General features: G+C 29.7%; 28 protein-coding genes and 1 other RNA gene. 8 read left to right on the forward strand and 21 right to left on the reverse strand.

Annotation, left to right across the window (positions count from 1 at the left end):
* Positions 1-3 precede the first annotated feature (3 nt).
* From L8T82_RS00280 to L8T82_RS00295, 4 genes are read right to left on the reverse strand one after another with little or no spacing between them, the layout of a single operon-like run.
* Positions 4-1,251, reverse strand: a complete 1,248-nt coding sequence (locus tag L8T82_RS00280) for an RNA polymerase factor sigma-54 (protein WP_263680980.1) — start codon at positions 1,249-1,251, stop codon at positions 4-6.
* On the reverse strand, positions 1,251-1,976 hold the full coding sequence (lptB, locus tag L8T82_RS00285) for an LPS export ABC transporter ATP-binding protein (protein WP_263725617.1): 726 nt from the start codon (positions 1,974-1,976) through the stop codon (positions 1,251-1,253). The genes L8T82_RS00280 and lptB overlap by 1 nt, the downstream gene beginning before the upstream one ends.
* On the reverse strand, positions 1,969-2,376 hold the full coding sequence (gene tsaE / locus L8T82_RS00290; RefSeq protein ID WP_263725618.1) for a tRNA (adenosine(37)-N6)-threonylcarbamoyltransferase complex ATPase subunit type 1 TsaE: 408 nt from the start codon (positions 2,374-2,376) through the stop codon (positions 1,969-1,971). The genes lptB and tsaE overlap by 8 nt, the downstream gene beginning before the upstream one ends.
* Positions 2,373-2,621, reverse strand: coding sequence for an RNA-binding S4 domain-containing protein (locus L8T82_RS00295; protein ID WP_066007995.1), 249 nt, complete (start codon positions 2,619-2,621; stop codon positions 2,373-2,375). The genes tsaE and L8T82_RS00295 overlap by 4 nt, the downstream gene beginning before the upstream one ends.
* Before the next feature lie 115 nt (positions 2,622-2,736).
* Between L8T82_RS00295 and L8T82_RS00300 the strand changes: the two genes are divergently transcribed.
* The 8 genes from L8T82_RS00300 to rnpB all read left to right on the forward strand — a co-directional run bounded on the left by L8T82_RS00300 (position 2,737) and on the right by rnpB (position 8,989).
* Positions 2,737-3,957: an argininosuccinate synthase gene (locus tag L8T82_RS00300; RefSeq protein ID WP_263725620.1), complete on the forward strand. Its 1,221-nt coding sequence runs from the start codon at positions 2,737-2,739 to the stop codon at positions 3,955-3,957.
* 11 nt (positions 3,958-3,968) lie between these two features.
* Complete coding sequence (gene rplI / locus L8T82_RS00305; RefSeq protein WP_039618280.1) at positions 3,969-4,412, forward strand: 50S ribosomal protein L9; 444 nt, start codon at positions 3,969-3,971, stop codon at positions 4,410-4,412.
* Positions 4,412-4,954 (forward strand): ATP-dependent protease subunit HslV, encoded by a 543-nt coding sequence (gene hslV / locus L8T82_RS00310; protein WP_120759032.1) that lies wholly within the window; start codon positions 4,412-4,414, stop codon positions 4,952-4,954. Before rplI ends, hslV begins: the two co-directional genes overlap by 1 nt.
* A complete protein-coding gene (hslU, locus tag L8T82_RS00315) occupies positions 4,951-6,270 on the forward strand; it encodes an ATP-dependent protease ATPase subunit HslU (RefSeq protein WP_133318898.1) in 1,320 nt (439 codons plus the stop codon). Before hslV ends, hslU begins: the two co-directional genes overlap by 4 nt.
* Positions 6,267-7,139: a GTPase Era gene (gene era / locus L8T82_RS00320; RefSeq protein ID WP_263725621.1), complete on the forward strand. Its 873-nt coding sequence runs from the start codon at positions 6,267-6,269 to the stop codon at positions 7,137-7,139. Before hslU ends, era begins: the two co-directional genes overlap by 4 nt.
* A complete protein-coding gene (locus tag L8T82_RS00325) occupies positions 7,129-8,139 on the forward strand; it encodes a hypothetical protein (RefSeq protein ID WP_263725622.1) in 1,011 nt (336 codons plus the stop codon). Before era ends, L8T82_RS00325 begins: the two co-directional genes overlap by 11 nt.
* Positions 8,102-8,641 carry a hypothetical protein gene (locus tag L8T82_RS00330; RefSeq protein WP_263671349.1) on the forward strand — a complete coding sequence of 180 codons (540 nt, stop codon included), beginning with the start codon at positions 8,102-8,104 and terminating at the stop codon, positions 8,639-8,641. Before L8T82_RS00325 ends, L8T82_RS00330 begins: the two co-directional genes overlap by 38 nt.
* Before the next feature lie 26 nt (positions 8,642-8,667).
* An RNA gene (gene rnpB / locus L8T82_RS00335) (RNase P RNA component class A) lies at positions 8,668-8,989 on the forward strand.
* Here rnpB and L8T82_RS00340 read toward each other — a convergent pair.
* The 17 genes from L8T82_RS00340 to L8T82_RS00420 all read right to left on the reverse strand — a co-directional run bounded on the left by L8T82_RS00340 (position 8,984) and on the right by L8T82_RS00420 (position 23,953).
* Positions 8,984-9,199 carry a hypothetical protein gene (locus L8T82_RS00340; protein WP_133318894.1) on the reverse strand — a complete coding sequence of 72 codons (216 nt, stop codon included), beginning with the start codon at positions 9,197-9,199 and terminating at the stop codon, positions 8,984-8,986. The two genes, rnpB and L8T82_RS00340, sit on opposite strands and share 6 nt — an antisense overlap.
* The gene (gene fliS, locus L8T82_RS00345) at positions 9,196-9,567 is read right to left on the reverse strand and encodes a flagellar export chaperone FliS (protein WP_133318893.1); all 372 of its coding nucleotides are present in this window, start codon (positions 9,565-9,567) and stop codon (positions 9,196-9,198) included. The genes L8T82_RS00340 and fliS overlap by 4 nt, the downstream gene beginning before the upstream one ends.
* 18 nt (positions 9,568-9,585) lie before the next feature.
* Entirely contained in the window at positions 9,586-11,886 is a 2,301-nt protein-coding gene (gene fliD, locus L8T82_RS00350; RefSeq protein ID WP_263725623.1) for a flagellar filament capping protein FliD, read from the reverse strand.
* 2 nt (positions 11,887-11,888) lie between these two features.
* Positions 11,889-12,230 carry a FlaG family protein gene (locus L8T82_RS00355; RefSeq protein WP_133318891.1) on the reverse strand — a complete coding sequence of 114 codons (342 nt, stop codon included), beginning with the start codon at positions 12,228-12,230 and terminating at the stop codon, positions 11,889-11,891.
* Positions 12,231-12,348: 118 nt separating this feature from the next.
* Entirely contained in the window at positions 12,349-14,142 is a 1,794-nt protein-coding gene (locus L8T82_RS00360; RefSeq protein ID WP_263725624.1) for a menaquinone biosynthesis decarboxylase, read from the reverse strand.
* A complete protein-coding gene (gene hemC / locus L8T82_RS00365; RefSeq protein ID WP_220567204.1) occupies positions 14,143-15,069 on the reverse strand; it encodes a hydroxymethylbilane synthase in 927 nt (308 codons plus the stop codon).
* Positions 15,060-15,455 carry an FxsA family protein gene (locus tag L8T82_RS00370; protein ID WP_133318888.1) on the reverse strand — a complete coding sequence of 132 codons (396 nt, stop codon included), beginning with the start codon at positions 15,453-15,455 and terminating at the stop codon, positions 15,060-15,062. Before L8T82_RS00370 ends, hemC begins: the two co-directional genes overlap by 10 nt.
* Positions 15,452-17,152 carry a proline--tRNA ligase gene (locus tag L8T82_RS00375; protein WP_263725751.1) on the reverse strand — a complete coding sequence of 567 codons (1,701 nt, stop codon included), beginning with the start codon at positions 17,150-17,152 and terminating at the stop codon, positions 15,452-15,454. The genes L8T82_RS00370 and L8T82_RS00375 overlap by 4 nt, the downstream gene beginning before the upstream one ends.
* Positions 17,139-18,446, reverse strand: a complete 1,308-nt coding sequence (gene hemA / locus L8T82_RS00380; protein ID WP_263676411.1) for a glutamyl-tRNA reductase — start codon at positions 18,444-18,446, stop codon at positions 17,139-17,141. The genes L8T82_RS00375 and hemA overlap by 14 nt, the downstream gene beginning before the upstream one ends.
* On the reverse strand, positions 18,446-19,339 hold the full coding sequence (locus tag L8T82_RS00385; protein WP_263725625.1) for a polyprenyl synthetase family protein: 894 nt from the start codon (positions 19,337-19,339) through the stop codon (positions 18,446-18,448). The genes hemA and L8T82_RS00385 overlap by 1 nt, the downstream gene beginning before the upstream one ends.
* Positions 19,340-19,386: 47 nt before the next feature.
* A complete protein-coding gene (locus L8T82_RS00390) occupies positions 19,387-19,794 on the reverse strand; it encodes an exporting protein (RefSeq protein WP_133318977.1) in 408 nt (135 codons plus the stop codon).
* A gap of 29 nt (positions 19,795-19,823) precedes the next feature.
* Positions 19,824-20,087: a DUF2018 family protein gene (locus L8T82_RS00395; protein ID WP_258107334.1), complete on the reverse strand. Its 264-nt coding sequence runs from the start codon at positions 20,085-20,087 to the stop codon at positions 19,824-19,826.
* A gap of 2 nt (positions 20,088-20,089) precedes the next feature.
* Complete coding sequence (locus L8T82_RS00400; RefSeq protein WP_258107333.1) at positions 20,090-20,716, reverse strand: HAD family hydrolase; 627 nt, start codon at positions 20,714-20,716, stop codon at positions 20,090-20,092.
* Positions 20,713-21,045 carry a hypothetical protein gene (locus L8T82_RS00405; protein ID WP_258107332.1) on the reverse strand — a complete coding sequence of 111 codons (333 nt, stop codon included), beginning with the start codon at positions 21,043-21,045 and terminating at the stop codon, positions 20,713-20,715. Before L8T82_RS00405 ends, L8T82_RS00400 begins: the two co-directional genes overlap by 4 nt.
* Positions 21,042-22,667 carry a cation:proton antiporter gene (locus L8T82_RS00410; RefSeq protein ID WP_133318882.1) on the reverse strand — a complete coding sequence of 542 codons (1,626 nt, stop codon included), beginning with the start codon at positions 22,665-22,667 and terminating at the stop codon, positions 21,042-21,044. Before L8T82_RS00410 ends, L8T82_RS00405 begins: the two co-directional genes overlap by 4 nt.
* A gap of 25 nt (positions 22,668-22,692) precedes the next feature.
* The gene (locus L8T82_RS00415; protein WP_039668403.1) at positions 22,693-23,067 is read right to left on the reverse strand and encodes a heat shock protein transcriptional repressor HspR; all 375 of its coding nucleotides are present in this window, start codon (positions 23,065-23,067) and stop codon (positions 22,693-22,695) included.
* Positions 23,068-23,080: 13 nt separating this feature from the next.
* The gene (locus tag L8T82_RS00420; protein WP_263659850.1) at positions 23,081-23,953 is read right to left on the reverse strand and encodes a J domain-containing protein; all 873 of its coding nucleotides are present in this window, start codon (positions 23,951-23,953) and stop codon (positions 23,081-23,083) included.
* Positions 23,954-24,094 lie beyond the last annotated feature (141 nt).

Raw genomic sequence — 24,094 nt, forward strand, 5'->3', positions numbered from 1 at the left:
TTCCTACATCAATTCATATAATTTTTTACGCTCACTTGAGCTTCCTATACCAAGTTGCATACGATATTTAGTGATAGTCCTACGCCCTAGTTGCACACTTGGGAATTCTTTTTGAGTGAGTTCAAGAATTTTCAAATCACTCAAAGGTTTTTTAGGATTTTCTTTTTTAATTAAATTACTAAGAAAATCTTTGATTGTAGCATTAGAAGTTTCACCATCATCAACTGCGGTGGTAAAGAAAGATTTTAAAGGTATTAAACCTCTATCACAACTTAAGTATTTGTTTGCAATTGCTCTTGAAATGGTAGAAGCATTTCTTTCAAGATCTTGTGCTAAATCTTTAAGTTGCATAGGTTTGATGTCCCCACCCATGAAAAAATCATATTGATATTCTATAATCATAAGCCCTAGTTTATAAAGGGTAGCTTTACGCATAGCTAGTGCATCGATTAAATTTTTTGCATCTTTTAAATAAGCACTTAAAAACTCATGATCTAAACCATCTGCTTCAAAAGCAATTTCAGGATAATAATCATCATTAATTTTAATTTTAATTTCACCATTTTCTTGATAAATAAATATATCAGGAATAATTTCCATGCTCTCTTCAAAATACTCCAAAAAAGGTGGAATGGAGATTTTTTTAATTATCGCTATAGCCTTTTTATACAAAGGATCTTTGATAAAATCTTTTGCATTTTCTAAATTTAAAATTAACATTTTGCAAAACTCATAAACCTCATCATCTAAGTCAAAATGCTCTAATGCAAAAATAAAAGCTTCTTGATTGTCTTTTGCACCTACTCCAATAGGCTCAAGATACTTAAATCTTTGTCTGATTTTTTCTACTTCTAAAGGATCAAATTCACCTAAAATTTCTTCATCATATTCAAAATAACCTTCATGATTTAAACATTCTATGATTTTTTCAGCAATGGTTTGGGATTTTTTAGTAGGAAAAAATGGTGGTATGATTTGCTCACTTAAAAGTTCATACACATTTTTTACTTCCAAGCTTTTTGCATCAATCATTTGCGTGGTGGTATTTTTACTAAAATATTCTTGATAATACTTGTTTTGATTGTTTGTAATGTTTGAGTTTTCTTTGATCTCTATAAAAGGATTTTCTTTAGCAAATTCATCTAAGCTTTCTTTTAGATCTTCAATGTTAGCTTGCAATATAGGAAGCCAAGATCTTAAGGTTTGTGATAGTTTTGCTTTTTGCGTTATAGAGGTTTTTTGTTTAAGCATTATTCAAGTCTAAACTCACTTCCAAGATAGTATTTTTTAACATCTTCATTATGTGCAATTTCATTAGCATTGCCACTAGCTAGCAACCTTCCGCTTCTAATCACATAAGCTCTATCGCAAATTGCTAGAGTTTCTCTTACATTATGATCAGTGATTAAAACACCTATATTCATAGCTTTTAAATCATTAATTAAGCTTTGAATTTCACTCACTGCGATAGGATCAACCCCAGCAAATGGTTCATCAAGAAGTAAAAATTTAGGATCACACATAAGCGATCTTGCTATCTCACAACGCCTTCTTTCACCCCCACTTAAACTCATACCTTTTCTGTGCCTAATAGGTTCTATGCTAAGTAATTCTAGCATTTGCTCTATCTTTTGTTCTAATAAATTTTTATCCTTATATATTACTTGGGCGGCTAAAAGTAAATTTTCTTCTACGCTTAAGTCTTTAAAAACACTACTTTCTTGAGGTAAATACCCAATGCCAAGTTTTGCTCTTTTATTAAGCGGTTCTTTTGTGATATCTTGTGAGTCTAAAAACACCTGTCCACTTGTTGGTAAAATAAGCCCACATATCATATAAAAACTCGTAGTTTTTCCTGCTCCATTAGGTCCTAAAAGTCCTACAACTTCTGCACTTTGCACTTCTAGCGAAACATCGTGTATGATTTTAGTTTTTTTAATGATTTTTTCTAAATTTCTAGCTTCTAGCTTACTCATGTATTATATACTTTCTTTTATTTTCATAAGGAATGATTTGTAAAATTATATTAAAAATTTGATATTTATCTAAATATTTTTTTAATTTTTCATCACCCCACTCTACCAAATGCAAACCCTCTTCAAAAAAATTTTCAATCAAGCCATTTTTTAAAAGTCCATCAAAACCTTCTTGATAAATATCATAATGATACATTTTACCTTGTTGAAAATCATACTCTTGCATGATAGAAAATGTAGGAGAATTAAGCGTTTTTTCTACTCCAAGAAATTGAGCATAATTTTGTACTAAAGTAGTTTTACCGCTTGCTAAATCCCCTTGAAGTAAAATAACTCCATTTTTAGGTAAAATTTCATAAAGCTTATAAAGCTCATTTTGGCTTAAAATCATTTCTTTCATTGGATTTTTACCACATATTTTTCTTGCATAGCTTTTGGTATGCTTTTGGTTGTTGGTATATCTAAGACTTTATAGGTATTGGTATATTCTATAAATTTAATGCTTATTTCATCGCCAATTTTTACTTCTTTACTAGCTTTAACTACTTGATTATTTATACTTACTACACCACTTTTACACATATCTTCTGAAATAGCACGACGCTTAGTAATATTAACTACATTTAAAAATTTATCTATTCTCATAAAAATATTTTATCAAAAAATACAAGAAAATGTTATAAAATGTCTAAATATTTTACATTATATTAAGCTAAATTCGTTAAATTTTACAATCATTTTTTTACAAAGAGGAAAGACAATGAAAAAAGATATTAAAAAAGTAGTTTTAGCATATTCTGGCGGACTTGATACAAGTATAATTTTAAAATGGCTACAAGATGAGTATAAATGTGAAGTAGTAACTTTCACAGCAGATATTGGACAAGGCGAAGAGCTTGAACCTGCTAGAAAAAAAGCGCTTTCTTTGGGTGTAAAAGAAGAAAATATTTTTATTCAAGATTTAAAAGATGAATTTGTAAAAGATTATGTGTTTCCTATGTTTAGAGCAAATGCTATTTATGAAGGAGAATATTTACTAGGTACAAGTATAGCAAGACCTTTGATAGCAAAAGCTTTGGTAGAAATAGCAAATAAAACTAATGCAGATGCTATTAGTCACGGAGCAACAGGTAAAGGAAATGATCAAGTGCGTTTTGAATTAGGTGCTTTGGCGCTAAATCCAAATTTAGCCATTATTGCTCCTTGGAGAGAATGGGATTTAAATAGCCGTGAAAAACTTTTAGCTTATGCGCAAAAACATGGTATTGATATAGCTAAAAAGCCAGGTAAGTCACCTTATTCTATGGATGCAAATTTATTGCATATTTCTTATGAGGGTTTAGTACTTGAAGATCCTGCTGCTAAACCTGAAGCGGATATGTGGCGTTGGGTGAAAGATTTAAAAGAAACTCCAAATGAAAGCGAAGTGATAGAGCTTGAGTTTAGTAAAGGCGATTTATGTGCTATTAATGGAGAAAAAATGCCTCCCGCACAACTTTTGGCAAAACTTAATGAGCTTGGTGTAAAACATGGTATAGGTCGTCTTGATATTGTTGAAAATCGCTATGTGGGTATGAAAAGTAGAGGTTGTTATGAAACTCCGGGCGGAAGCATACTTTTAAAAGCACACCGTGCTATAGAAAGTATCACTCTTGATAGAGAAGCAGCACATTTAAAAGATGAATTAATGCCAAAATATGCAAGTTTAATTTACAATGGCTATTGGTTCTCGCCTGAAAGATTAATGCTTCAAGCTTTAATTGATGAGTCACAAAAATATGTAAATGGTAAAGTTAAACTTGAATTATATAAAGGTAATGTAATGGTAATAGGCAGAGAAAGTGCGAATGATAGCTTATTTAGCGAGGCTTATTGTACTTTTGAAGAAGATGCTGTGTATGATCAAAAAGATGCAGCAGGCTTTATAAGATTAAATGCTTTGAGATTTATCATCGCAGGTAAAAATGGAAGAAAATTTTAAAAAGGAAAACAATGAAAGTATTATTAATTAAAGATGTAAAAAGCTTAGGAAAAGCAGGAGAAGTTAAAGAAGTAAAAGATGGATATGGACAAAATTTTTTAATTGCCAAAGGTTTTGCCAAAGCTGCTACGCATGAAGTTTTAAAACAATATGAAGCAGAGCAAAAGAAAAAGGCTGAAAATTTAAGATTTGAACTTGCAAATTTGGAAAAATTAAAAGAGGAATTATCTAAAATCACTATTTGTATAGCTAAGCCTGTGGGAGCTAATGGAAGCTTGTTTGGTGGGGTTACTAAAGATGAAATCGCACATGCATTAAAAGATCAAAAAGGTATAGAGCTTGATAAAAAAAGCTTAGAATGTGATACCATAAAAGAGCTTGGTGTGCATGAAATTTCAGCAAAATTAGGCCATGCAATTCACGCTGTATTTAAGCTAGAAGTTAAAGGAGAATAATGTTTCATGCAACTACAATTTTAGCTTATAAAGGTAAAAATAAATCTGTAATTGGTGGAGATGGGCAAGTAAGTTTTGGAAACACTGTTTTAAAAAACAATGCAGTTAAAATTAGAAAATTAAACAATGGAAAAGTATTAGCAGGTTTTGCAGGAAGCACCGCTGATGCTTTTAATCTTTTTGACATGTTTGAAAAACTACTTTCTAGTTCTAAGGGTGATTTATTAAAAGCTGCAATAGATTTTTCAAAAGAATGGCGTAAGGATAAATACCTAAGAAAACTTGAAGCAATGATGTTGGTATTAGATAGAGATCATATATTTTTACTTTCAGGAACTGGAGATGTAGTTGAGCCTGAAGATGGTGCTATAGCCGCTATTGGTAGTGGGGGTAATTATGCACTTTCTGCTGCAAGAGCTTTAGCTAAACACTCAAGTTTAGATGAAGAAGAATTAGTCAAAGAAAGCTTGCAAATAGCTGGTGAAATTTGCATTTATACTAATACAAATATTAAAACTTATGTAATTGAGGATGATAAATGAATTTAACTCCAAAAGAGATTGTAAAATTTTTAGATGATTATGTAATTGGGCAAAAAAATGCTAAAAAAATCATAGCAATTGCTTTAAGAAATCGTTATAGAAGAATGCAGCTTAGCCCTGAACTTCAAGATGATATCATGCCAAAAAATATTTTAATGATAGGATCAACTGGGGTTGGTAAAACAGAGATTGCAAGACGCCTTGCTAAGATGATGGGACTTCCTTTTGTAAAAGTTGAAGCAAGTAAATATACTGAAGTTGGTTTTGTTGGGCGTGATGTAGAAAGCATGGTTAGAGATTTAGCTAATGCTGCTTTAAATTTAGTAAAAAACGAAGAAAAAGAAAAAAATAAAGATAAAATTAATGAATTTATAGAAAATAAAATTTTAGAAAAACTTTTACCACCTTTACCAAAGGGTGTTAGTGAAGAAAAACAAGAAGAGTATCAAAATTCTTTAGAAAAAATGCGCGTGAAATTAAAAGCTGGTGATTTAGATGATAGCACAATAGAAGTTGAAATTTCACAAAGCGTGTTTGATACTAATCCAAATTTACCACCTGAAATGGGTGCTATGCAAGATATAGTAAAAGTTATTGGCGTGGGTAATAAAAAAGTTAAAAAAGAAATGAAAGTAAAAGATGCAAGAATAGCTTTAGCTCAAGAAGCAAGTGAAAAAATTCTTGATATGGAAAGTATTAAAGGCGAGGCTTTAAGAAGAGCTGAAAATGAAGGGATTATTTTTATTGATGAGATAGATAAAGTAGCAGTTTCAAGCTCAAATTCAAACCGCCAAGATCCAAGTAAAGAAGGGGTGCAAAGGGATTTGCTTCCTATAGTTGAAGGTAGTACTATACAAACTAAATTTGGACCTTTAAAAACTGATCATATTTTATTTATCGCAGCAGGTGCTTTTCATTTAAGCAAGCCAAGTGATTTAATCCCTGAACTTCAAGGGCGTTTTCCTTTAAGGGTTGAGCTTGATTCGCTAGATGAGGATGCTTTATATGCTATTTTAACAAGACCTAAAAATTCATTACTAACACAATACATTGAGCTTTTAAAAACTGAAAATGTAGAGCTTGTTTTTGAAGATGAGGCTATTAGAGAAATAGCAAAAATAGCAAGCAAGGCTAACGAAGAAATGCAAGATATTGGTGCAAGACGCTTACACACGGTGGTGGAAAAACTTTTGGAAGATATTAGTTTTGAAGCAGATGAATATGCAGGTAAAGTTTATAAAATAGATGATTTTAAAGTGCAAGTTAAACTTGGAGATATCATAGAAAATAAAGATTTAGCTAGGTATATCTTGTGAAAAGTGGCTTTATAAGTATAGTAGGTAGAACTAATGCGGGAAAAAGTTCTATCCTTAATTCTTTATTAGAAGAAAAAGTGGCTATGGTTTCTCATAAGCAAAATGCTACAAGAAGAAAGATTAATGCAATTATAATGCATGAGAATCATCAGTTTATTTTTATAGATACACCAGGCTTACATGCAAGCTCTAAAGCTATGAATCAGCTTATGATTGATTTGGCGATTAAAAGCATTGCAGATTGTGATGTGATTTTATTTGTGGCTAGTATTTATGATGATATTAAAGATTATGAAAATTTTTTAAGTTTAAATCCTAAAGTGCCGCATATTGTGTTGATCAATAAGGTTGATTTGGTAAAAAAAGAAGTCTTACTTAAAAAATTAAGCGAGTATTCCCAGTTTAACTCGCATTTTAGCGCTATTATCCCCTATTCTGCTAAGCAAAAATTTTATAAAAAAATTCTTTTAGATGAGATGATTAAGTATTTGCCTGAACATCCGTATTATTTTGATCCTGAGTTTATTACTACCACAAATGAAAAGGATATCTATAGAGATTTTATTTTAGAAGCCATATATGAAAATTTAAGTGATGAAATTCCTTATAGCACTGAAGTAAAAATAGAAAAAATCAAAGAGCTTGAGCAAATTTATTATATTAACGCTATCATCATTACAGATAGTAATTCTCATAAAGGAATGATACTAGGTAAAGATGGAGCTACAATTAAGCGTATAGGTAAAGAAGCTAGGATGAAAATAGAAAAATTAGCGCAAAAAAAGGTAATGCTAAAATTGTTCGTTCAATTAGAAAAAAATTGGCATAAAAACGAGCAAAATCTCAAAAAAATCCTTTATGATGAGTAAAAAAATCATCAAAAAAGATTTTCTTACTTATGAAAAACTTTTATATGTAAAACTTGCAAATCCTATCAGTGAAGATGAAATCTTAAAAAAGAGCTTTGAGGAACTTGGTCTTAAAGATGATTTTTCATATGAGCTAAAGTATTTTCAAGATAAATCTTTTACTCATGTGTTTTTGTGTAAATATGAAGATATTTTAGATGTTGACTATGTAATCCCAGAACCCCTGCTCTTTGAAGTGTATTTTAGGAATGATACAAATAGTGAAAATCTTGCATTATTATTTAAGAAAAAATACATAGTTTTAGTGGAGTATTTGGGATGTGAATTTCAAAATTGCAAAGTTATGCCATTAAATACTTATAGTAAAATATATGATGAAAAATTAAAAAATACATATAAAAACATTATAAGCATAGACGATACTCAAAATCTTAGCAGTTTTGATAAATTTAATAGTAATATTTTCTATCAAAAATTATTAAAAAAATGTGATCGAGTTAAAATTAATTTTGCCAATAAAGCAAAAATAAATCATTTAAAATCTTTTAGTTTTAAAATTTTATTAGCTTTTACATGCGGGATTTTACTAGCCTTAGTTTATCCTTTGTATTTATATACGCAAAAATCATTTTATGAAAAAGAAAAAATAAAATATGAAAATTTAATCAAAAACCAAGATGATATCTTAGAGCAAGCAAAAATAAATCAAAAACAAAATCAAGAAGTTGAAAAATTACAAGAAAAAAATGAACAAAAAGTTGATTTGTTGCAAAAATTTTATGCAAATACGCTCTGCTATAAGGATTTTTATAATTTTTTAAAAGTCTTAAATTCTCATCAAAGTTATATAGAAGCTTTATATATAAAAAATAATGATTTTATCATAAAGCTTAATAAAGATTATGATTTTTATGATGATTTTAAAAAATATCATTTTGTGCTAAAAAATAAAGAAATTAACGATGAAAAAATTACTCTTGTTTTTGAAAAATCTTTATGAAAATTTAGAAAATATCTTTACGAGATTATCTAAACGCGAATTTATATTGACTTTGATAATGGCTTTTGTATTTGGTTTTTTTATAATCTATATGAGTATTTTTGAGTATTTTGAAAAACAAATGAAATTATCAAAAGATGAGTTATTTGTTTTACAAGCAAAATATAAGCAAAAACAAGAATTGATTTCTGATTTTAAAGATGAAAAATTGCAATCTTTTGATAATGAAATATCCTTAGAAGAAAGCAAAGATTATCAAAGTGTTTTAAAAAATATAGAAAAAAATCTCACTAAAGTAAGGTTTTTACAAATCCAAAGTCATGAAAGTCAAGATCAGTATTTTACTTATTATGATTTAAGATTGAGTTTTAATGGTGATTTTTATTTCTTAATGCAATTTTTACAAGAACTAGATCCTTATATAAAAGTCAAAAATTTAGAGCTTGTAAAATATGAAAATGAATTAAAAATTACATTAAATCTTATTTTTACTCTAGTATAAAAATGATTTTTTTGATAAAATTTATCTAAACATGGCAAGCGATCGCTTCTTTTGAAGAGGAAAGTCCGAGCTGCAATAAGACAAGGATTCCATCTAATGGATGGCTAGGGTAACCTAAGGGAAAGTGCAACAGAAAGAAAACTACCATATTATATGGAAAAGGTGAAACGGTAGAGTAAGAGCCTACCAGTAGCTTTGGTAACAAAGCTAGCTATGTAAACCCAATCCGCAGCAAGAAGGGGTGGTTTTAGTCTTATAATATAACCCTTCGCTTGAACTTGTTTGCAAAAACAAGTCTAGATAAATGATCGCTCTTGACAGAACTCGGCTTATCGCCATGTTTTATTTCATATAAGCAGATGCTTTTTTAAGTTTTTGTAAATTTTTTGCTACTTCATCTTGCTTTTTTTTCATAAAAGCTATTGCCTCATTGGTAAGAGCTAAAGCCTCATTGGGACAATCTTTAAAGTCAGGTTTTTCTATGAGTTTAACTATTTTTTCCACATCTTCAGTATATACAGCTAGTTTAAACTCATCTATCCATTTTTTTTCACTCATTTTTGATGAACTTCTCTCCAAGCCTCTAACAAGCCTTTGACTACATTGATAACTTCATCTACTCTTGCTTCACTATTTTCTATATTTGCTAAAGAAAGAAGTTGTAATTCTCTAGTGTATAGGCCACTTAAGTAGTGTGCTATTTCTCCACCTTTTTCATAATCAAGGCAATTTAACAATTCTATAAAAATAGCACTAGCTCTTTTTACATAATACACTCTTTCTTCTATATTTCCATTTTGAATAGCTATTTTTATCCTACTTGCAAAACGTAAAATCCCACTATATAACATCTCTATAAGTTTTTCTTGGGATTCTACACCAGTTTGATTTTGTGAATACGCATTATATACTGCACTATTTAGCATTTAAATCCTCTCTATTTTTTAAGAATTTTGATTATTTGCTGCATTAATCATATTTGTAATAACACTTGCTTGGTTATTTAATTTTGCAATTATACCATCATATGCTGCCCATCTTGACCACATTGTGTCATATCTGCTTTCTATGGATTTTTTAGTATTTTCTATAGTTTCGTTTAGATTTTTTGATTCTTTAGTTAAAGAGTCTTTATAACCCCCAAAAGAACCATCAGAACTCATCATCTCACCCATAGTGTTTTTTAATACCCCAAAGGTTCCAGTTTCTTCTTTATAAACTGAATATATAGTTTTTGGACTTAAGCCAAATTTTTTCAAAAAGTCTTTATCGCCTTGAATTTCTAAGTTGCTTCCTGATGTTCCTTTGATTTTAAATTGAATTTGTTGATCTTTGCTGCCTTGGTTGATAATTTGAAAACTAGCTTCTAAACCTTCTAAGCCAAAACTATTTATATGATCAACTAAATTTTGGGCTTTTTCCACATCATCTTTTCCAGTTAAAGTAAAAGGATCTCCATTGGCAGTTTTACCTAAATCTATAGTTTCATCATTGTATGTAATGGTAAATTTACCTTGTTCAAATTTAATATCATCTTTATCAAAACTACTAATCTTATCTCCTACCAAATCAATGTCTTCAAAGCCATTGTGTCCTACGAAAAATTTCTCAGCCATTTCAGGATCTTCGTTAAATTTAGCATTAAATTTTCCAGAGTCAAAGGTTAAAACCCCATCATTTAAAGTCAAACCATAATCAGCTAAAGATAAACTTACTTTTGAAGAGACTTTAACACCATCTGAAGTATCGCTATCTCCAACTGTGATTGTTCCATCTACTGTGATAGTTTGAAGTAAAATATTGTTAATTTGTGATTTTATATTATAAATCGAGCTTACACCTACGAAATTTCCTTTTGTCCCTGCATCAGGATCGTATTTTGTCGCTGCATTAAGATTGATCATCAAATCATTATAAGCAGTAGCTAAACTTTCCAAAGATTGTGCTATGGCTTCAGTGTCTTGAGTAACATTGAAACTAATTTCACCCTTTTGTTTAAGCTCTAGGGTAATATCAGGTCCTATATCTGTGATGGTATTAGTTGGTCTAGTCATTTTAACACCATCTACACTAAAGATAGCATCCATACCTTTTTGGATATGATTTTCATTGTTTGAAGCCACATTGTAGCCTTGTGGTGTGCTTGTATCTAGAGTAATGCCAAATTTACTACTTAATAGTGAAGTAGCTTTATCATCTCTAGAATAATTTGCTTGGTCTATATTACCATCAGCATCAGTTGCATAACCACCATCAAAAAGACTTAACTCACCGCCATTAGTAGCTCTAAAAGTAAAAGATTTTCCATCTTCTCCAAAGCTTAATTCCACTTTTCCATTAGTTTGTTTTTTTAAATCTTCTGCTAAACTTTCATAGGTTGTTTGATCGTTTATATCTATAGTAAATCTATCATATCTTTCACCATTTTTTATAACAAAAGTAAAAGAGGTTTTTTCTCCTGAACTAAGTAACTTATCTTCAGAATTTCCGCTAAATGTTCCGCTTATTTTATCTTTATCCTTATCTTCAGCACCTTTAGGTCTAAAACCATACAAACCACCTGCACTAATGCTATCTTTATCAAGCCCCCAACCCATAGCTTCTAAAAGTTTTTCATCACCTGAAAAAGAAATATTGTTTTTAGTTCCTGTTTCAGTGCTTTGCACTACTAAACGATAAGGATTGTCTCTATCTCCGGTATTTACTAGCTTAGCTTCTATTTTACCACCTGTGGCGGAATTGATTTTTTCAGCAAGTTGAGCTACGGTTGTACTTTTATCAATTTCTATTTTATAGTCTTTTCCATCTTGGGTGATAGTAAAAGAAGCTTTACCATCTGTTCCTTCTATACCAAGACTTTTCATTACAGAGGCAGTTTTATCTTGGAAGCCATTGCTTTGATAAACATCTTTTTGAGCAAGTTGATCGACTATGACTTTCATATTTGAAAGATTAGATAAAGAGCCTACAACCAAGCTAGCAGCAGCGCTATCGCCACTCACACTAGGAGAAACTTTCTTTTTGTTAAATTGAGAAGTATCGCCAAGACTATTTACAGCAGTTTGAAAAGCAAGTAGTTTAGCTTCAAGCTCTGCTAAGTCTTTTTGTCTTGAAGTGTTAGTTTCAAGTTGCGTGTTATAAAGCTTTAAGTGAGCATTCATTTCTGCTTCTTTAAGCTTATTAAGTGTATCGCTTGTTAAAACTCCTGAACCTATACCTAAACTTCCTAAACTACCTACTGCCATGATTAACTCTCCTTATCAAAAATGGTGCCGATAACACCTTTAAAATGTTCTATTAATTTCATAACTTCTTCACTAGGAATTTTGCGTATTAACCTACCTGTGTCTTTTTCGGTGACATTTACATACATTTCGTTTATTTTATCATTATACGCAAAACGCACATTTGTTTCCAATGTTTCCATTTGTCTATTAAGTTTTTCTGTTGCGTTTTTTAATTTTTCATTTAAATTCTCATCTTGATCATTTAAATCAACCTGTTGCTTATTCTCTTGAGATGGCTTTTCAACACTTTTTGTGTTAAAATGAGTTATATTTGTATCTCTTTGAATATTGCTAATGTCCATTTTAAACTCCTTTTTAAAAGACTCTAAAACACACTATCGACACAATTTTAAAAAACTTAATATTTAAATAAAAATATATATATTTAATAAGCAAAAAGTGTTCTCAAAAAGTTTAAAATTAAAAAATTTCAAACTTTTTGAAGAATTTTTCATCATTTGCAAGTAATTTTTTTGCAATAAGTCTGTCTATAACTTCTTTGGAGCAATTTGTCATTAAAGGCCACTCTTTATGATAATCTTCTAATGATCCTTTATTTGTTGCATCAATTGCAATGCAGTCTTTTTTGATAAATATATCTCTTTTTGCATCGATATTATTTACCACACGCCAAATCAACATATAAGGATTTTCCAAAATAGCATCTGAATCTAAAAAAACTAAAATTCTAAAATGTTTTTTATAAATTTGTAGTTTTTCAAAAATTTGAGCAATTTTTTCTTTTTTATCAATTAAGATCACACAAATTGGAGCAAAGGTTTGGGTGTAAAATTGTTTTAATTTTAAAATATTTTGATCTTTTTCTTTAAAAAGTGAAAACAAAGTTTCATCACTTAGAATTTCAAGTTCAACTTTTTTCTCATCGCCACACGCATCAAGCCCTGCTTTACCACCGTAACAATAAGTGCTTGAAGCATGATCGAGTTGATCGCAAATTCCTTCACTAATAAGTAATTTTTCTTCATCAAAGCGATTAAGTATATAAGGTATGAGCTTGTCATAATCTTGCAAGCAAGGTGCATTTTCATCGACAAAAATAGCATGTTTTACAAAACTCATTTGCCCTACTCCCCAAAAAGTATGCATTACTTGTTTTGCATGAGCTGGATATTTTGCTTCTATTTTGGCTAAGATCAAATTATGAAAAACTCCATTTTCAGGCATGTTATAATCTATCAAATCAGGTGCGTTAGTTTGAAGTAAAGGTAGAAAAACTCTTTCTGTGCCAAGCCCCATGTATTTATCTTCTAAAGGCGGTTTTCCTACAACCGTAGCTTGATAAATCGCATTTTTTTTAGCAAAGATTTTTTCTACTTTTAAGACAGGACAAAGTTCAACAGGAGTATAAAAGCCTGTATGATCTCCAAAAGGCCCCTCGGGTGCAAATTCATTTGGATCTACAAAACCTTCAATCACAAAATCACTATCATAAGGCACATAGAGGTGATTGCTTTTGCATTTTGCCAAAATGGCAGGTTTTTTCTTAATAAAACCATAAAGTAAAAGTTCAAAAATACCTTTTGGTAAAGGCGCTTGAGCACACCAAATATATAAAGGATCTCCACCTATGGCTATACTTACTGGCATTTTTTGATTTGCTTTTTTATACTCATGGAAAAAGTGGCTCGCGTCTTTGTGAATTTGCCAATGCATAAGCAAGGTTTTTTCATCAACTACTTGCAAGCGATACATTCCAAGATTATTTTGTTTTCCATCTATGCTTTGAGTATAAACTTGCCCCATAGTGATAAAAGGTGCAGCGTCTTTTTCCCAAGTTTTTAAAATAGGTATTTCATATAAAGAATTTAAGCTTTTGTAGTTAAATTCTCCATCTTTTTTGATACGTTTTGGTGGGATATTTTTTAAATCAAGCAAGGTTTTGAAAAAATTTAATTTCGCACCAAAGCTTTGCGGTATGTGCATTTTAAGTAAAGAGCTAATTTCTTTAGCTACATCTTCATAATCTTTTCCAAATGCTAAATTTAAAGCTTTTTTGCTGCAAAAAGTATTTAATAATACAGGATAATCGTATTTTTTGCCATTTTTTACTGCATTAGTAAAAAGCAAGGCTTTAGAGTCTTCTTTTTTAACTTCTATATAAGCTAAATGTGCCATTTCAAGTTCTACATCTACTGGCTCATGGATGGTTTTTAATAAATTATTTTTTTCTAAAAGCTCTACGAATTTTTGCATTTATATCATACTCTCTGCTTCTTTTAAAATTTCTTTTGCACCTTTTGCTATCATTTCTTTGGCTAAAAGCTCGCCTGCATTTGAGTAATTTTGCTTATCAATCACTCTTTTTTCTTTTAAAATTTTACTTGCATCGGGTAAGCCCACTATGGCGCGAATTTCTATTTTTTCATCAATGATTTTTGCATTAATTCCTATAGGTACTTGACAACCACCTTCTAGGGTTTTTATAAAATCTCTTTCGATATAAGTTTCTACAAAGGCATTTTTATCGTTTAAGCATTCAAGGTATTTTAAAATTTGTTTATCATCAATGCTTTCTATGCCTAAAGCTCCTTGAGAAGCTGCAGGTATCATCTCATCAAGTTCAAAAGCCCTAATGTATTTTATTTCTTTATCTAAACCCAAGCGTTTAATGCCAGCTAGAGCTAAAATAATAGCATCAAATTCCTTAGCTTTAAGTTTTTCTAAGCGTGAGTTGATATTACCTCTTAAAGAAATGATATTTAAATCAGGTCTTAACGCTAAAAGCTGCATTCTTCTTCTAAGACTTGTAGTGCCTACTTTTGCACCTTTTGGAAGAGCATTTAAGTTTTCATAATACTCACTTAAAAAAGCATCATTTACCACTTCTCTTTTTGAAATAGCAGCTAAAACTAAGCCATCAGGAAAGAAGCTTGGCACATCTTTTAAGCTATGCACAGCTAAGTGTGAATCACCTCTTAATATACTTTCTTCAAGTTCTTTTGTAAAAAGTCCTTTTCCACCTATTTTAGCTAAAGGAGAATCAAGTAAAACATCACCTTTAGTTTTAAAACCCTCTAAAGAAATTTCTAAATCAGAATGTGTTTGTAATAATTTATTTTTTATATACTCACTTTGCCATAATGCAAGTTGGCTTTTTCTTGTTGCGATGATTAATTGCATTTTTTATGCTCCTGTATGATTTCTACATCTATGATTTCTTCTTCGTTGTTTGTTTGATGATATTTTCTTTTTTGTTTTGTAAATAATTTTAATATCATCATAAAAAATAAGAGTAAAATTCCCAAAAATGTGCTTAAAATTCCTGGTATTAAAAGTAAAATTCCAACTATAGTTAAGGAAAATAATTTAATCATACCAAATAAATTAGTATTGGCATTTTGCATAGTTATGAGATTTGTCCAAGTCTTTGCTAAAAACATTGCTCCTAAAAACATACTTGCAAAAACTATCATAAAAAAATTTAAAAAACCAAAAAAGACTATAAATAAAATACTAGCAATCAATTCTAAAATCAAAAAAGCACTTAAATTTGTTTTTGCTATCATAAAATTTTCTCTAAGTGTGAAATTACTTCTTGGGTTTTTAAAACTTGTTTTTCTAGAGTATTTCTATGGATTAACTCTACTTCATCGCTTTCTAAGCCCTTACCTATAACTAAAGCATAAGGAAAGCCCATTAATTCAAAATCATTAATCTTTACACCAAAACGCTCATTTCTATCATCAAACAAAATTTCTTTATCTTTAAAATGAGTATAAATTTGCTCAGCAAATTCCATAGCTTTTGTATCTTTTATATTAGAAACGATAATATCTAAAACAAAAGGAGCTAGAGTTTTATTCCAAATACAACCTTTTTCATCATGGCTTGCTTCTATGGCAACAGCTACTAAACGGCTCACCCCCATACCATAACAACCCATAGTGAAAAATTGAGCTTTACCATTTTCATCTAAATAGCTTGCATTCATTGCTTTTGAGTATTTATTTCCAAGTTTGAAAATATGTCCTACTTCAATACCTTTGCTTTGTTTAAGCTTGTGCTGACATTTTGGACAAAGATCATGCTCTTTAACTGCGGTAAGATCTTTAAAGCGTTCTTTATTTAAATTTACAACATTGATTCCAACCAAATGATAATCTTTTTTATTTGCTCCAATAATCATATTTGTTTCATTTTCAAGCTCATGATCAATATAAAAATCAACTCCATTTAATCCTACAAAACCAATAAATCCTGGTACTAAACCTGCTTTTTCTAATTCTTCTTCACTTGCATCGGCCAATTCTAATGCATTTGCTGCATTTAGTGCTTTAACTTCTTGCAGTTCATCATCGCCGCGTATAAAAAATACTACAATTTTTTCTTCATTTTCATAAATAGCTTTTTTAGCAATAGCTTTAACAGTATAGTAAGGATTAATTTTAAAAAATTCTGCTAATTCTTCTATAGTTTTTACATTTGGAGTGTGAAATTGTGTAGCAAAGTCAGCTTCTGGTCTTTCATCTTCGCAACTTTTTTTAGCTCTTTTTGCTGCTTCGATATTTGCAGCATAATCACAATGCTCACATAATAATATATCATCTTCGCCATTTTTAGCCAAAACCATAAATTCTTTTGATCCACTTCCGCCAATAGCCCCGCTATCAGCTTCAACAGCTCTAAAATCAAGCCCTAATCTTGTAAGAATTTTACTATAAGTTTCATGCATAAGATTAAATTCTTTATCTAAATCAGCTTCATTATTATGAAAACTATAACCATCTTTCATTAAAAATTCTCTACATCTTAAAAGCCCAAATCTAGGTCTAGCTTCATCTCTAAATTTAAGTCCTATTTGATATAAATGCAAAGGAAGTTGCTTGTAAGAATTTACTTTATTTCTAACCAAAGCTACTATGGCTTCTTCATGGGTTGGTCCTAAGACAAAATCATTTTCTTTTCTATCTTTAAAGCGTAAAAGCTCTTTACCAAAAATATTAAATCTTCCACTTTCTTTCCAAAGTTCAGCTGGGGTATTAAAACTTAAATTTACTTCTAAAGCTCCCGCTTTATCCATTTCTTCTTTGATGATATTTTTAATCTTATCTAAAACTCTTTTTCCTAAAGGTAAAAAATTATACAAACCACTTCCAATTTGTTCTACAAAAGCACCCTTAACTAAAAATATATGACTTGGCAGGGTAGCATCTTTTGGATTTTCTTTTGTGCTTATAGCATAAAATTTACTAAATTTCATGATTATTCTCCAAATTAAATTCACATTTATAGAAGTTTAAACCTTCCATGCTTTCATTTTTTAAATCAAACACATAACGCATGGCATTTACAACAGAGTCATTTTGCATAGTTCCACTTAGTTTTTTTAAATTTACACTAGGATGATGTAAAAATGCATTCATCACCTGTCTTATAAGCTTTCTTGCTTCTTCATGATTTGAGTGTTTTAAATATCCTTTATCTATGGCCTTTTGTAATTGTTCTTTAGCGATTTCATCAGCTTGTAAGCGTAATTGCTTGACCAAAGGTAAGGTTGCTAGTTTGCTTAGATGTTGAAAAAACTCATTTGTCATAGTGCCTACTATAGAATAAGCAATCTGGGCTTGATGTTCTCTTAGTGTTAAATTTTTTCTTACAACTTCTTCTAAATCATCAACAGCATAAACTATATTTTTTTCATTTGCTTTTACATCAATATCCCTAGGCACTGCTATATCAAAAAAATATCTTTTATAATCTTTTTCTTCTAATATGTCATTAGTTATGATAGCATGTGGAGCATTTGTGGCGCTAAAAAATATCTCATATTTATTTAATGCTTCTTTTAAATTTGCGATACTTTCGCAATTTGCATTTTCACCTAAATCCTCACAAAGTTTTTTGGCATTTTGTATATCTCGATTTAAAATCAACACTTTAGCTTTAGCATTTAATAAATGTTTACAGGCTAACTCGCTCATTTCCCCTGCACCTACTACAACTGCAGTTTTATTTTCTAAATTTATAAGCTCTTTGGCTTTTGCTACCGCTACTGAAGCAACTGAAATAGGATTTTTGGAAATTTCAGTTTGATTTCTAATATTTGCTGCACATTTAAAAGCATAATGGACTGCTCTAGTTAAATGCACACCACATCTTTGTTCTTGTAGAGCAAATTTATAAGCATCTTTTAATTGTCCAGCAATTTGTGTTTCTCCAATAACTAAACTATCAAGTGAACTTGCCACAGAAAATAAATGATGGATAGCCCCACTATCTTCATAAAAATCAGCTTTTGTGCTTAAATTTTCTTTATCAACCCCACAAAGTAAACTAAGTGTTTTTAAAATATGTTCATTGATACTTTCAATTTCTCCGATAAAAAGAAAAATTTCAACTCTATTGCAAGTGCTAAGCACTAAACTTTCTAGAATTTTATTATTAGTATGGATTAATCTTAATAGTTCTCTTTTTTTATCTTCATTGGAAAAGGAAAGTTTTTCTCTAGTAGCAATATCTGTATTTTTGTGCGTAAAACTGATACAATAATAATGCATTAAAATTCCCTTTCTATCATACTTTTAATAATATCTTCTAAATCTTTTATATTGTATTTTTCTATGGTTTTTAAGGCATTATTTGCATAGGTGTTTAATTCTTGACCAATTTGATTAAAAATTTCATGCTCTTGCATTTTATTTTTAATCCAAGTAAGTTCATCTATGTTTAAATCTTTCTTGTAATAAGACTTAAGTATTTCTTGATCTTGTGGATTTAATTTTTCATATAAATACATATAAGCAAGGGTAGTTTTACCTTCTTTAAAATCATTCATGGCGGGTTTGCCTAAGGTTTGTTCATCGCCTTTGATATCTAAAATATCATCTACGATTTGAAAAGCCAAGCCCAAGTTTTTACCATATTCTGCAAAATCATCTTCATTTAAATTAGCAAGTATAGCCCCACATCTTGCACTAGCTTCGATTAAAACGGCTGTTTTGTTATATATCATTTGCAAATAAGCGTTTTTATCGGTATTGAAAGTTTCGCTTAAATTTACATCCATTAATTCACCAATGGAAAGCTTTACAACAGCATTGGAGATGATTTTTGCTAATTTTAAATCTATTAAAGAAAGTTCATAGAAGGCTTTTGAGTATAAAATATCTCCAAGCATGATAGCATTTTTGGCTCCAAATTGTTCATTGATAGATTTTACACCTCTTCTTAATTTTGCTTCATCAATCACATCATCATGCAATAAGCTTGCAGCATGGATTAATTCTATAATGGCACAAATTTTATAACTAATATCGTTTTCACTAGCTATTTTTAAAAGTAATTTTGAGCGTAATTTTTTACCGCCTTGAAGTTTTGAACTCATTATTAAAATAGGCTTGTAATTTAATTCAGATAAAAATTCATGCATATATTGATCTATCTTTTGCACCATGCTTTCCTTAATTTTCTTATAATTATATTTTATTAAATTTTACTTTAGTTTTGATTAAGAGTGACTTTTCTAGGATCTAAAAATTCCACTTCTAATCTTTTATCTCTATCTTCTATGTAGATAGTGAAAATAGCCTCACCTTTTTTAAAATCACTAAATTCAAGTATTAATCTTGCTCTATCTATGTGTGGATTTTTATAATCAGGCACTAAAGTTTGATCTACCCAATTTAAATTTCTTCTTAAAGACATCACAAATTGCCTAGGGTATTTTTTATACCTTGAATGAACGATGATATTAGTTTGATCAAATAAAGTCCATGAAAAGTCAAAATAATAAATCTCATCAGGATAATCAATTTCTTTTATTTTTACACTTGCTTTTTCATCTTTACTTAAGGTAAATTTATAAGTATAATCAAAAAATACTTCAGCTTTTAAAAAATTAAACATCAAAAATAAAGATAAAAATAAACGCAAAATCAACCCTCATGCCCTAAAATTTCAGCACTTAAGCCTATATAAAAATCATTTTTTCTCTCATCTATTAAGAGTGAATTTTCCATTTGAAATTGTGCTACATCATTTTCATTTAAATTATTTTTTTCTAAAAGCTCTATCATAGCGATATGATCGGCTAATAATTTTTCTAAAACATTTTCTAATGCACCTAAATTTGCATATTTTATTGTTTCAATAAATTTTTCTTTAGGGCTTTTTGCAAACATTTCATCAAAAATATCCATTTTTAACCTTTTATATAAGTTTGAATTTTTTCTATTAAAGTAGTTTTATCGTTAGCTTCATCTAAGTCTTTAATTTCTTTTTGCCAAGAAATATGTATATAATCCATCTTAGCATTTTTAGCACAAAGTCTGTCTTTTAAGCTATCGCCTATGAAAATACTTTTTTCATATTTTGCTTCATCTGCGATTAATCTTAGCATCATAGGATCAGGCTTAGCTTCTATACCATAACTAACACCTAGTATTTTATCAAAATATAAAAGAATGTTTTGTTTTTTTAAAATAGGTACCAAGCTTTCTTGAGGTGCATTTGTGGCTATAGCTAAATAGCAATCATTTTTTTTACAAAATTCCAAAACCTCAAGCACACCATCAAAAAGCACCACGCTTTGATCATAATGCTTAATAAAATACTTCTCATAACCTTCTTTAAAGCTAGTATGTGAGTAAGTATCAACCCCGTAAAAAATCTTAGCATAATTTTGTCCAGGAGTATTGATAGTATCTAAAATAAACTCTCTTTTTAAAGGTTCTAAATTTAAATCCGCTCTTATTTCATTTACCGCACATACTATAGCATTAGCACTATCTATAAGCGTGCCGTCCATATCAAAAATTACATTTATCAATATTCATCCTTAAATTTAATTTTATGTTTGTCTTTTTTATAACTTTGATTATTTTTTAGCTTATATAAGGCATTGGCTTTTGAAGCTAAGGTTTTTTGGTCTAAACTTTCATCTAAACACTCATTTACAAAAATCTCCAAAGCCTTAGTATAAGTAGAATCTAAAAACACTGCTTGAATTTTCTCAAAGATTTTAGCATTTTTTTGCATTCTTTCCCTAAAAAGAGTTAAATCAAAATCTTCTCTTTTTAAAGCACTCACAGCAGAATTAGTAAATTTTTCTAAAGCTCTTACATATTTTACCCTTAAAGCTTTTTCATCATTTTTCATTCTGCTGCACTTGTATTGATTCTACATTGTAATGCTTCTTGTACTAAATTTCTTGCTATTGAAGCTTCAGCATCTACAATGTGTAAATGTTTATCAGTATGTGGGAAAATGATCTTAGCACCTGTACCACTTGTTTTTAAAACCGTTTGTATGGGTTTGTTAAAGCTAGAAAGCACTTGATAGAGCATATCAAGCTTAGCTTCATTACTTATAGTTATAATAGCAACTGAGCATTCTTCTATATTTGCTACTTTTAATGTTTCTACTTGGGCTACATTTGCAAAAAAGATATTTTCATTTCTACTGCGGCCAAGTTCAACTAAATTTAAATCACTTTCTAAAACCAAATATGGAATACCTGTTTTTTTGATCTTTTGCACCACTTCTTGACCTAATCTTGTATAACCAAAAATGATAAAATGATCTTTCATTTTTTGATCACATAAATAAAATTTAGCCATATCATTTTGCTCACCTTCGGCTGCGTTGGCTATTTTTCTAAGATTATTTAAAATAAAAGGCGTTGCAACCATAGTGACGATAGAAACTATAATAAAAATTTGTGCTGTTTTTTCATCTATAAGTGAATTTACTTGCATTAGCGAAAATACTGCTAGCGCAAATTCTCCAATTTGAGAAATACTCAAAGCAGTTTTTAACGCTACTCTTTTTCTTGTATAAAGGATTAAAAGACCGTAGATTACTACAAATTTTATCAATAAAACCAAGCTTACAAAAACAAAAATCAAAAACCAATTTTCAAAAACTATATGAAAATCAATTTGCAAACCAACACTGATAAAGAAAAATCCTAAAAGCAAATCTCTAAAAGGAACCAAATCTGCTTCTATTTTATGTTTATATTTAGTTTCAGCTATCAAAGCTCCAGCTATGAATGCTCCAAGTGAGTATGAAAAGCCAAAAGAATGAGCCAAAAAACTTGCTCCTATTACAGTAAAAAGTATGGTAGCGATGAAAATTTCATTTGCGTTAGTTTTAATGATGAATTTTAAAACATAAGTAAAAAGGTATTTGCCTATAAAATAAAGCAAAACAAGTAAAATCACAGCACTGACTAAAGTTGTAAGTAAAAGTTTTGAAATATCAGCATTTTGAGAACTAAATATATCAATCATTAATAGCAGTGGTATCACAGCAATATCTTGAAAAAGTAAAATTCCTAAAGCTTTTCTGCCGTATTCTTCGTTGATATCGCCATTATCATTAAGTATTTTTAAAACTATAGCAGTGGAAGATAAGGCTAGAGCAAAACCTGCTATCATTGCGATATGGCTTGCTATACCTAAAATATAAGTTACAAGTAAAGTACAAACCAAACCACAAGTTAGCATTTGCAAACTTCCATTTAAAAATACTTCTTTTTTCATTGCCAAAAGATGTTTAAATGAAAATTCAAGCCCTATGGTAAACATTAAAAAAACTATGCCAAATTCAGCTACATGTATAACAAATTCATTAGTGCTAAAACCATAAAATTCACGTACAAATAAACCTGTAGCTATATAACCTATAATAGTTGGAATACCAAATTTTTTAAGTATAACATTAAGTATGACAGCAACTGCTACTGCGGTTAAAAATAAAGTTATAAAAGCATCCACTCACCAACCTTTTGTAATGTTTTTATTATTTTATTTTTTCTAAAAAAATTAAATCAAAATTACTTCTATGTTTAACTACTGCTCTTGATTTTGAAGGATTATCTCTTCTATCAAGTTCTAATCTTAACTCTTCAATAGTGTTTTCAAACTCATCAATTTTTGTTTTTAGTTTTAAAATCACATCAACACCAGCTAAATTAACCCCAAGATCTCTTGTTAAGCGTAAAATCATTTTAATTCTATCTATATCTTTTTGAGAATAAAGCCTCATTTTACCATCGGTTCTACTTGGCTCAACTAAACCTTCTTTTTCATATTGTCTTAGAGTTTGTGGGTGTATACTTAAAACTTTTGCAACAACACTTATAAGATACACCGGTTCATCATAACTATGCTCCATTACTTACTCCTTATCAAGGTAATTTTTCTTCTAAAATTTTTACAAATTCAGGATCAAGGCTATTAATATCAGGTATTTTTACATTTAAAATTAAATACATATCCCCATAAAGATCTGTTTTTCTATTTTGCACTCCATAGCCTTTAAGTCTAATTTTTTGATTGTTTTTAGAATTTGGCGGTATGGTAATTTTAACTTCTTTTCTTGGGGTATGCACACTGATTTTATCTCCAAAAAGCGCTGTTTTTAAGCTAATTTCAACCTTTTTGTACAAATCATCATCTTCTCTTTCATATTCATCGCTTTTTTCAAGTTCAACTTTTAAAATCAAATCCCCTCTTTGCCCTTGAAAGCTTTTTCCTTTACCTCGTATGCGTAGCTTTTCGCCATCTTTTATGCCATGTGGAATTTTGATTTTAACTTGCTCGTTATTTATATTTACCAAATGCTCACCACCTAAAATTCCTTTTTCAAAAGGAATTTTAACACTTGCTTGCAAATCTAAATCTTCTTCAAATCCTCCAAATCCCCCAAAGCCACTTCTAAAATTATTACTAGAACTAAAACCGCCACTAAATCCTCCAAAGCCTCCGCCAAAAATATTTTTTAAAATATCATTGATGTCAGCTCCACCTGCATTTCTTGAAAAATCATGAAAACTTTGCCCGCCAAACATAGAATCGCCATATCTATCATACTGAGCTCTTTTTTTCTCATCACTTAAAATTTCATAAGCGGCGTTAATTTCTTTAAATTTTTCCTCAGCACCATTTTCTTTGTTAATATCAGGATGATATTGTCTTGCTAATTTTCTATAAGCTTTTTTTATCTCATCTGCGCTAGCGTTTTGCGAAACTCCTAGTGTTTCATATAAACTATTACTCATTTTTATTATTCCTTAATTTTTTATAAGATTATATCAAAAACTTTAGTCTTAGTCAATCAACTTTTATAAGTTTTAAAACTAAAGGTTTTATTTACAATTGTGTAAAAATAAAATTTTATACTTGCATTAAATGATTTTACA

The sequence above is a fragment of the Campylobacter sp. IFREMER_LSEM_CL292 genome (assembly GCF_025771615.1).
In the GTDB taxonomy this organism is placed as follows: Bacteria; Campylobacterota; Campylobacteria; order Campylobacterales; family Campylobacteraceae; genus Campylobacter_D; species Campylobacter_D lari_D.

Excerpts from the sequence above, each read along its gene's own strand:
- fliS (WP_133318893.1), bottom strand. The coding sequence starts at position 9,567 with ATGCTAAATAGTGCAGTATATAATGCGTATTCACAAAATCAAACTGGT.
- lptB (WP_263725617.1), bottom strand. The coding sequence starts at position 1,976 with ATGAGTAAGCTAGAAGCTAGAAATTTAGAAAAAATCATTAAAAAAACT.
- L8T82_RS00415 (WP_039668403.1), bottom strand. The coding sequence starts at position 23,067 with ATGGAGCATAGTTATGATGAACCGGTGTATCTTATAAGTGTTGTTGCA.
- L8T82_RS00370 (WP_133318888.1), bottom strand. The coding sequence starts at position 15,455 with ATGATAGCAAAAACAAATTTAAGTGCTTTTTTGATTTTAGAATTGATT.
- L8T82_RS00360 (WP_263725624.1), bottom strand. The coding sequence starts at position 14,142 with ATGCAAAAATTCGTAGAGCTTTTAGAAAAAAATAATTTATTAAAAACC.
- L8T82_RS00280 (WP_263680980.1), bottom strand. The coding sequence starts at position 1,251 with ATGCTTAAACAAAAAACCTCTATAACGCAAAAAGCAAAACTATCACAA.
- L8T82_RS00405 (WP_258107332.1), bottom strand. The coding sequence starts at position 21,045 with ATGAAAAATGATGAAAAAGCTTTAAGGGTAAAATATGTAAGAGCTTTA.
- fliD (WP_263725623.1), bottom strand. The coding sequence starts at position 11,886 with ATGGCAGTAGGTAGTTTAGGAAGTTTAGGTATAGGTTCAGGAGTTTTA.
- hslV (WP_120759032.1), top strand. The coding sequence starts at position 4,412 with ATGTTTCATGCAACTACAATTTTAGCTTATAAAGGTAAAAATAAATCT.
- rplI (WP_039618280.1), top strand. The coding sequence starts at position 3,969 with ATGAAAGTATTATTAATTAAAGATGTAAAAAGCTTAGGAAAAGCAGGA.
- L8T82_RS00340 (WP_133318894.1), bottom strand. The coding sequence starts at position 9,199 with ATGAGTGAAAAAAAATGGATAGATGAGTTTAAACTAGCTGTATATACT.
- L8T82_RS00355 (WP_133318891.1), bottom strand. The coding sequence starts at position 12,230 with ATGGACATTAGCAATATTCAAAGAGATACAAATATAACTCATTTTAAC.
- L8T82_RS00330 (WP_263671349.1), top strand. The coding sequence starts at position 8,102 with ATGAAAAAATTACTCTTGTTTTTGAAAAATCTTTATGAAAATTTAGAA.
- L8T82_RS00395 (WP_258107334.1), bottom strand. The coding sequence starts at position 20,087 with ATGGATATTTTTGATGAAATGTTTGCAAAAAGCCCTAAAGAAAAATTT.
- L8T82_RS00390 (WP_133318977.1), bottom strand. The coding sequence starts at position 19,794 with ATGTTTAATTTTTTAAAAGCTGAAGTATTTTTTGATTATACTTATAAA.
- hslU (WP_133318898.1), top strand. The coding sequence starts at position 4,951 with ATGAATTTAACTCCAAAAGAGATTGTAAAATTTTTAGATGATTATGTA.
- L8T82_RS00300 (WP_263725620.1), top strand. The coding sequence starts at position 2,737 with ATGAAAAAAGATATTAAAAAAGTAGTTTTAGCATATTCTGGCGGACTT.
- hemC (WP_220567204.1), bottom strand. The coding sequence starts at position 15,069 with ATGCAATTAATCATCGCAACAAGAAAAAGCCAACTTGCATTATGGCAA.
- L8T82_RS00295 (WP_066007995.1), bottom strand. The coding sequence starts at position 2,621 with ATGAGAATAGATAAATTTTTAAATGTAGTTAATATTACTAAGCGTCGT.
- tsaE (WP_263725618.1), bottom strand. The coding sequence starts at position 2,376 with ATGAAAGAAATGATTTTAAGCCAAAATGAGCTTTATAAGCTTTATGAA.
- L8T82_RS00420 (WP_263659850.1), bottom strand. The coding sequence starts at position 23,953 with ATGAGTAATAGTTTATATGAAACACTAGGAGTTTCGCAAAACGCTAGC.
- hemA (WP_263676411.1), bottom strand. The coding sequence starts at position 18,446 with ATGCATTATTATTGTATCAGTTTTACGCACAAAAATACAGATATTGCT.
- L8T82_RS00325 (WP_263725622.1), top strand. The coding sequence starts at position 7,129 with ATGATGAGTAAAAAAATCATCAAAAAAGATTTTCTTACTTATGAAAAA.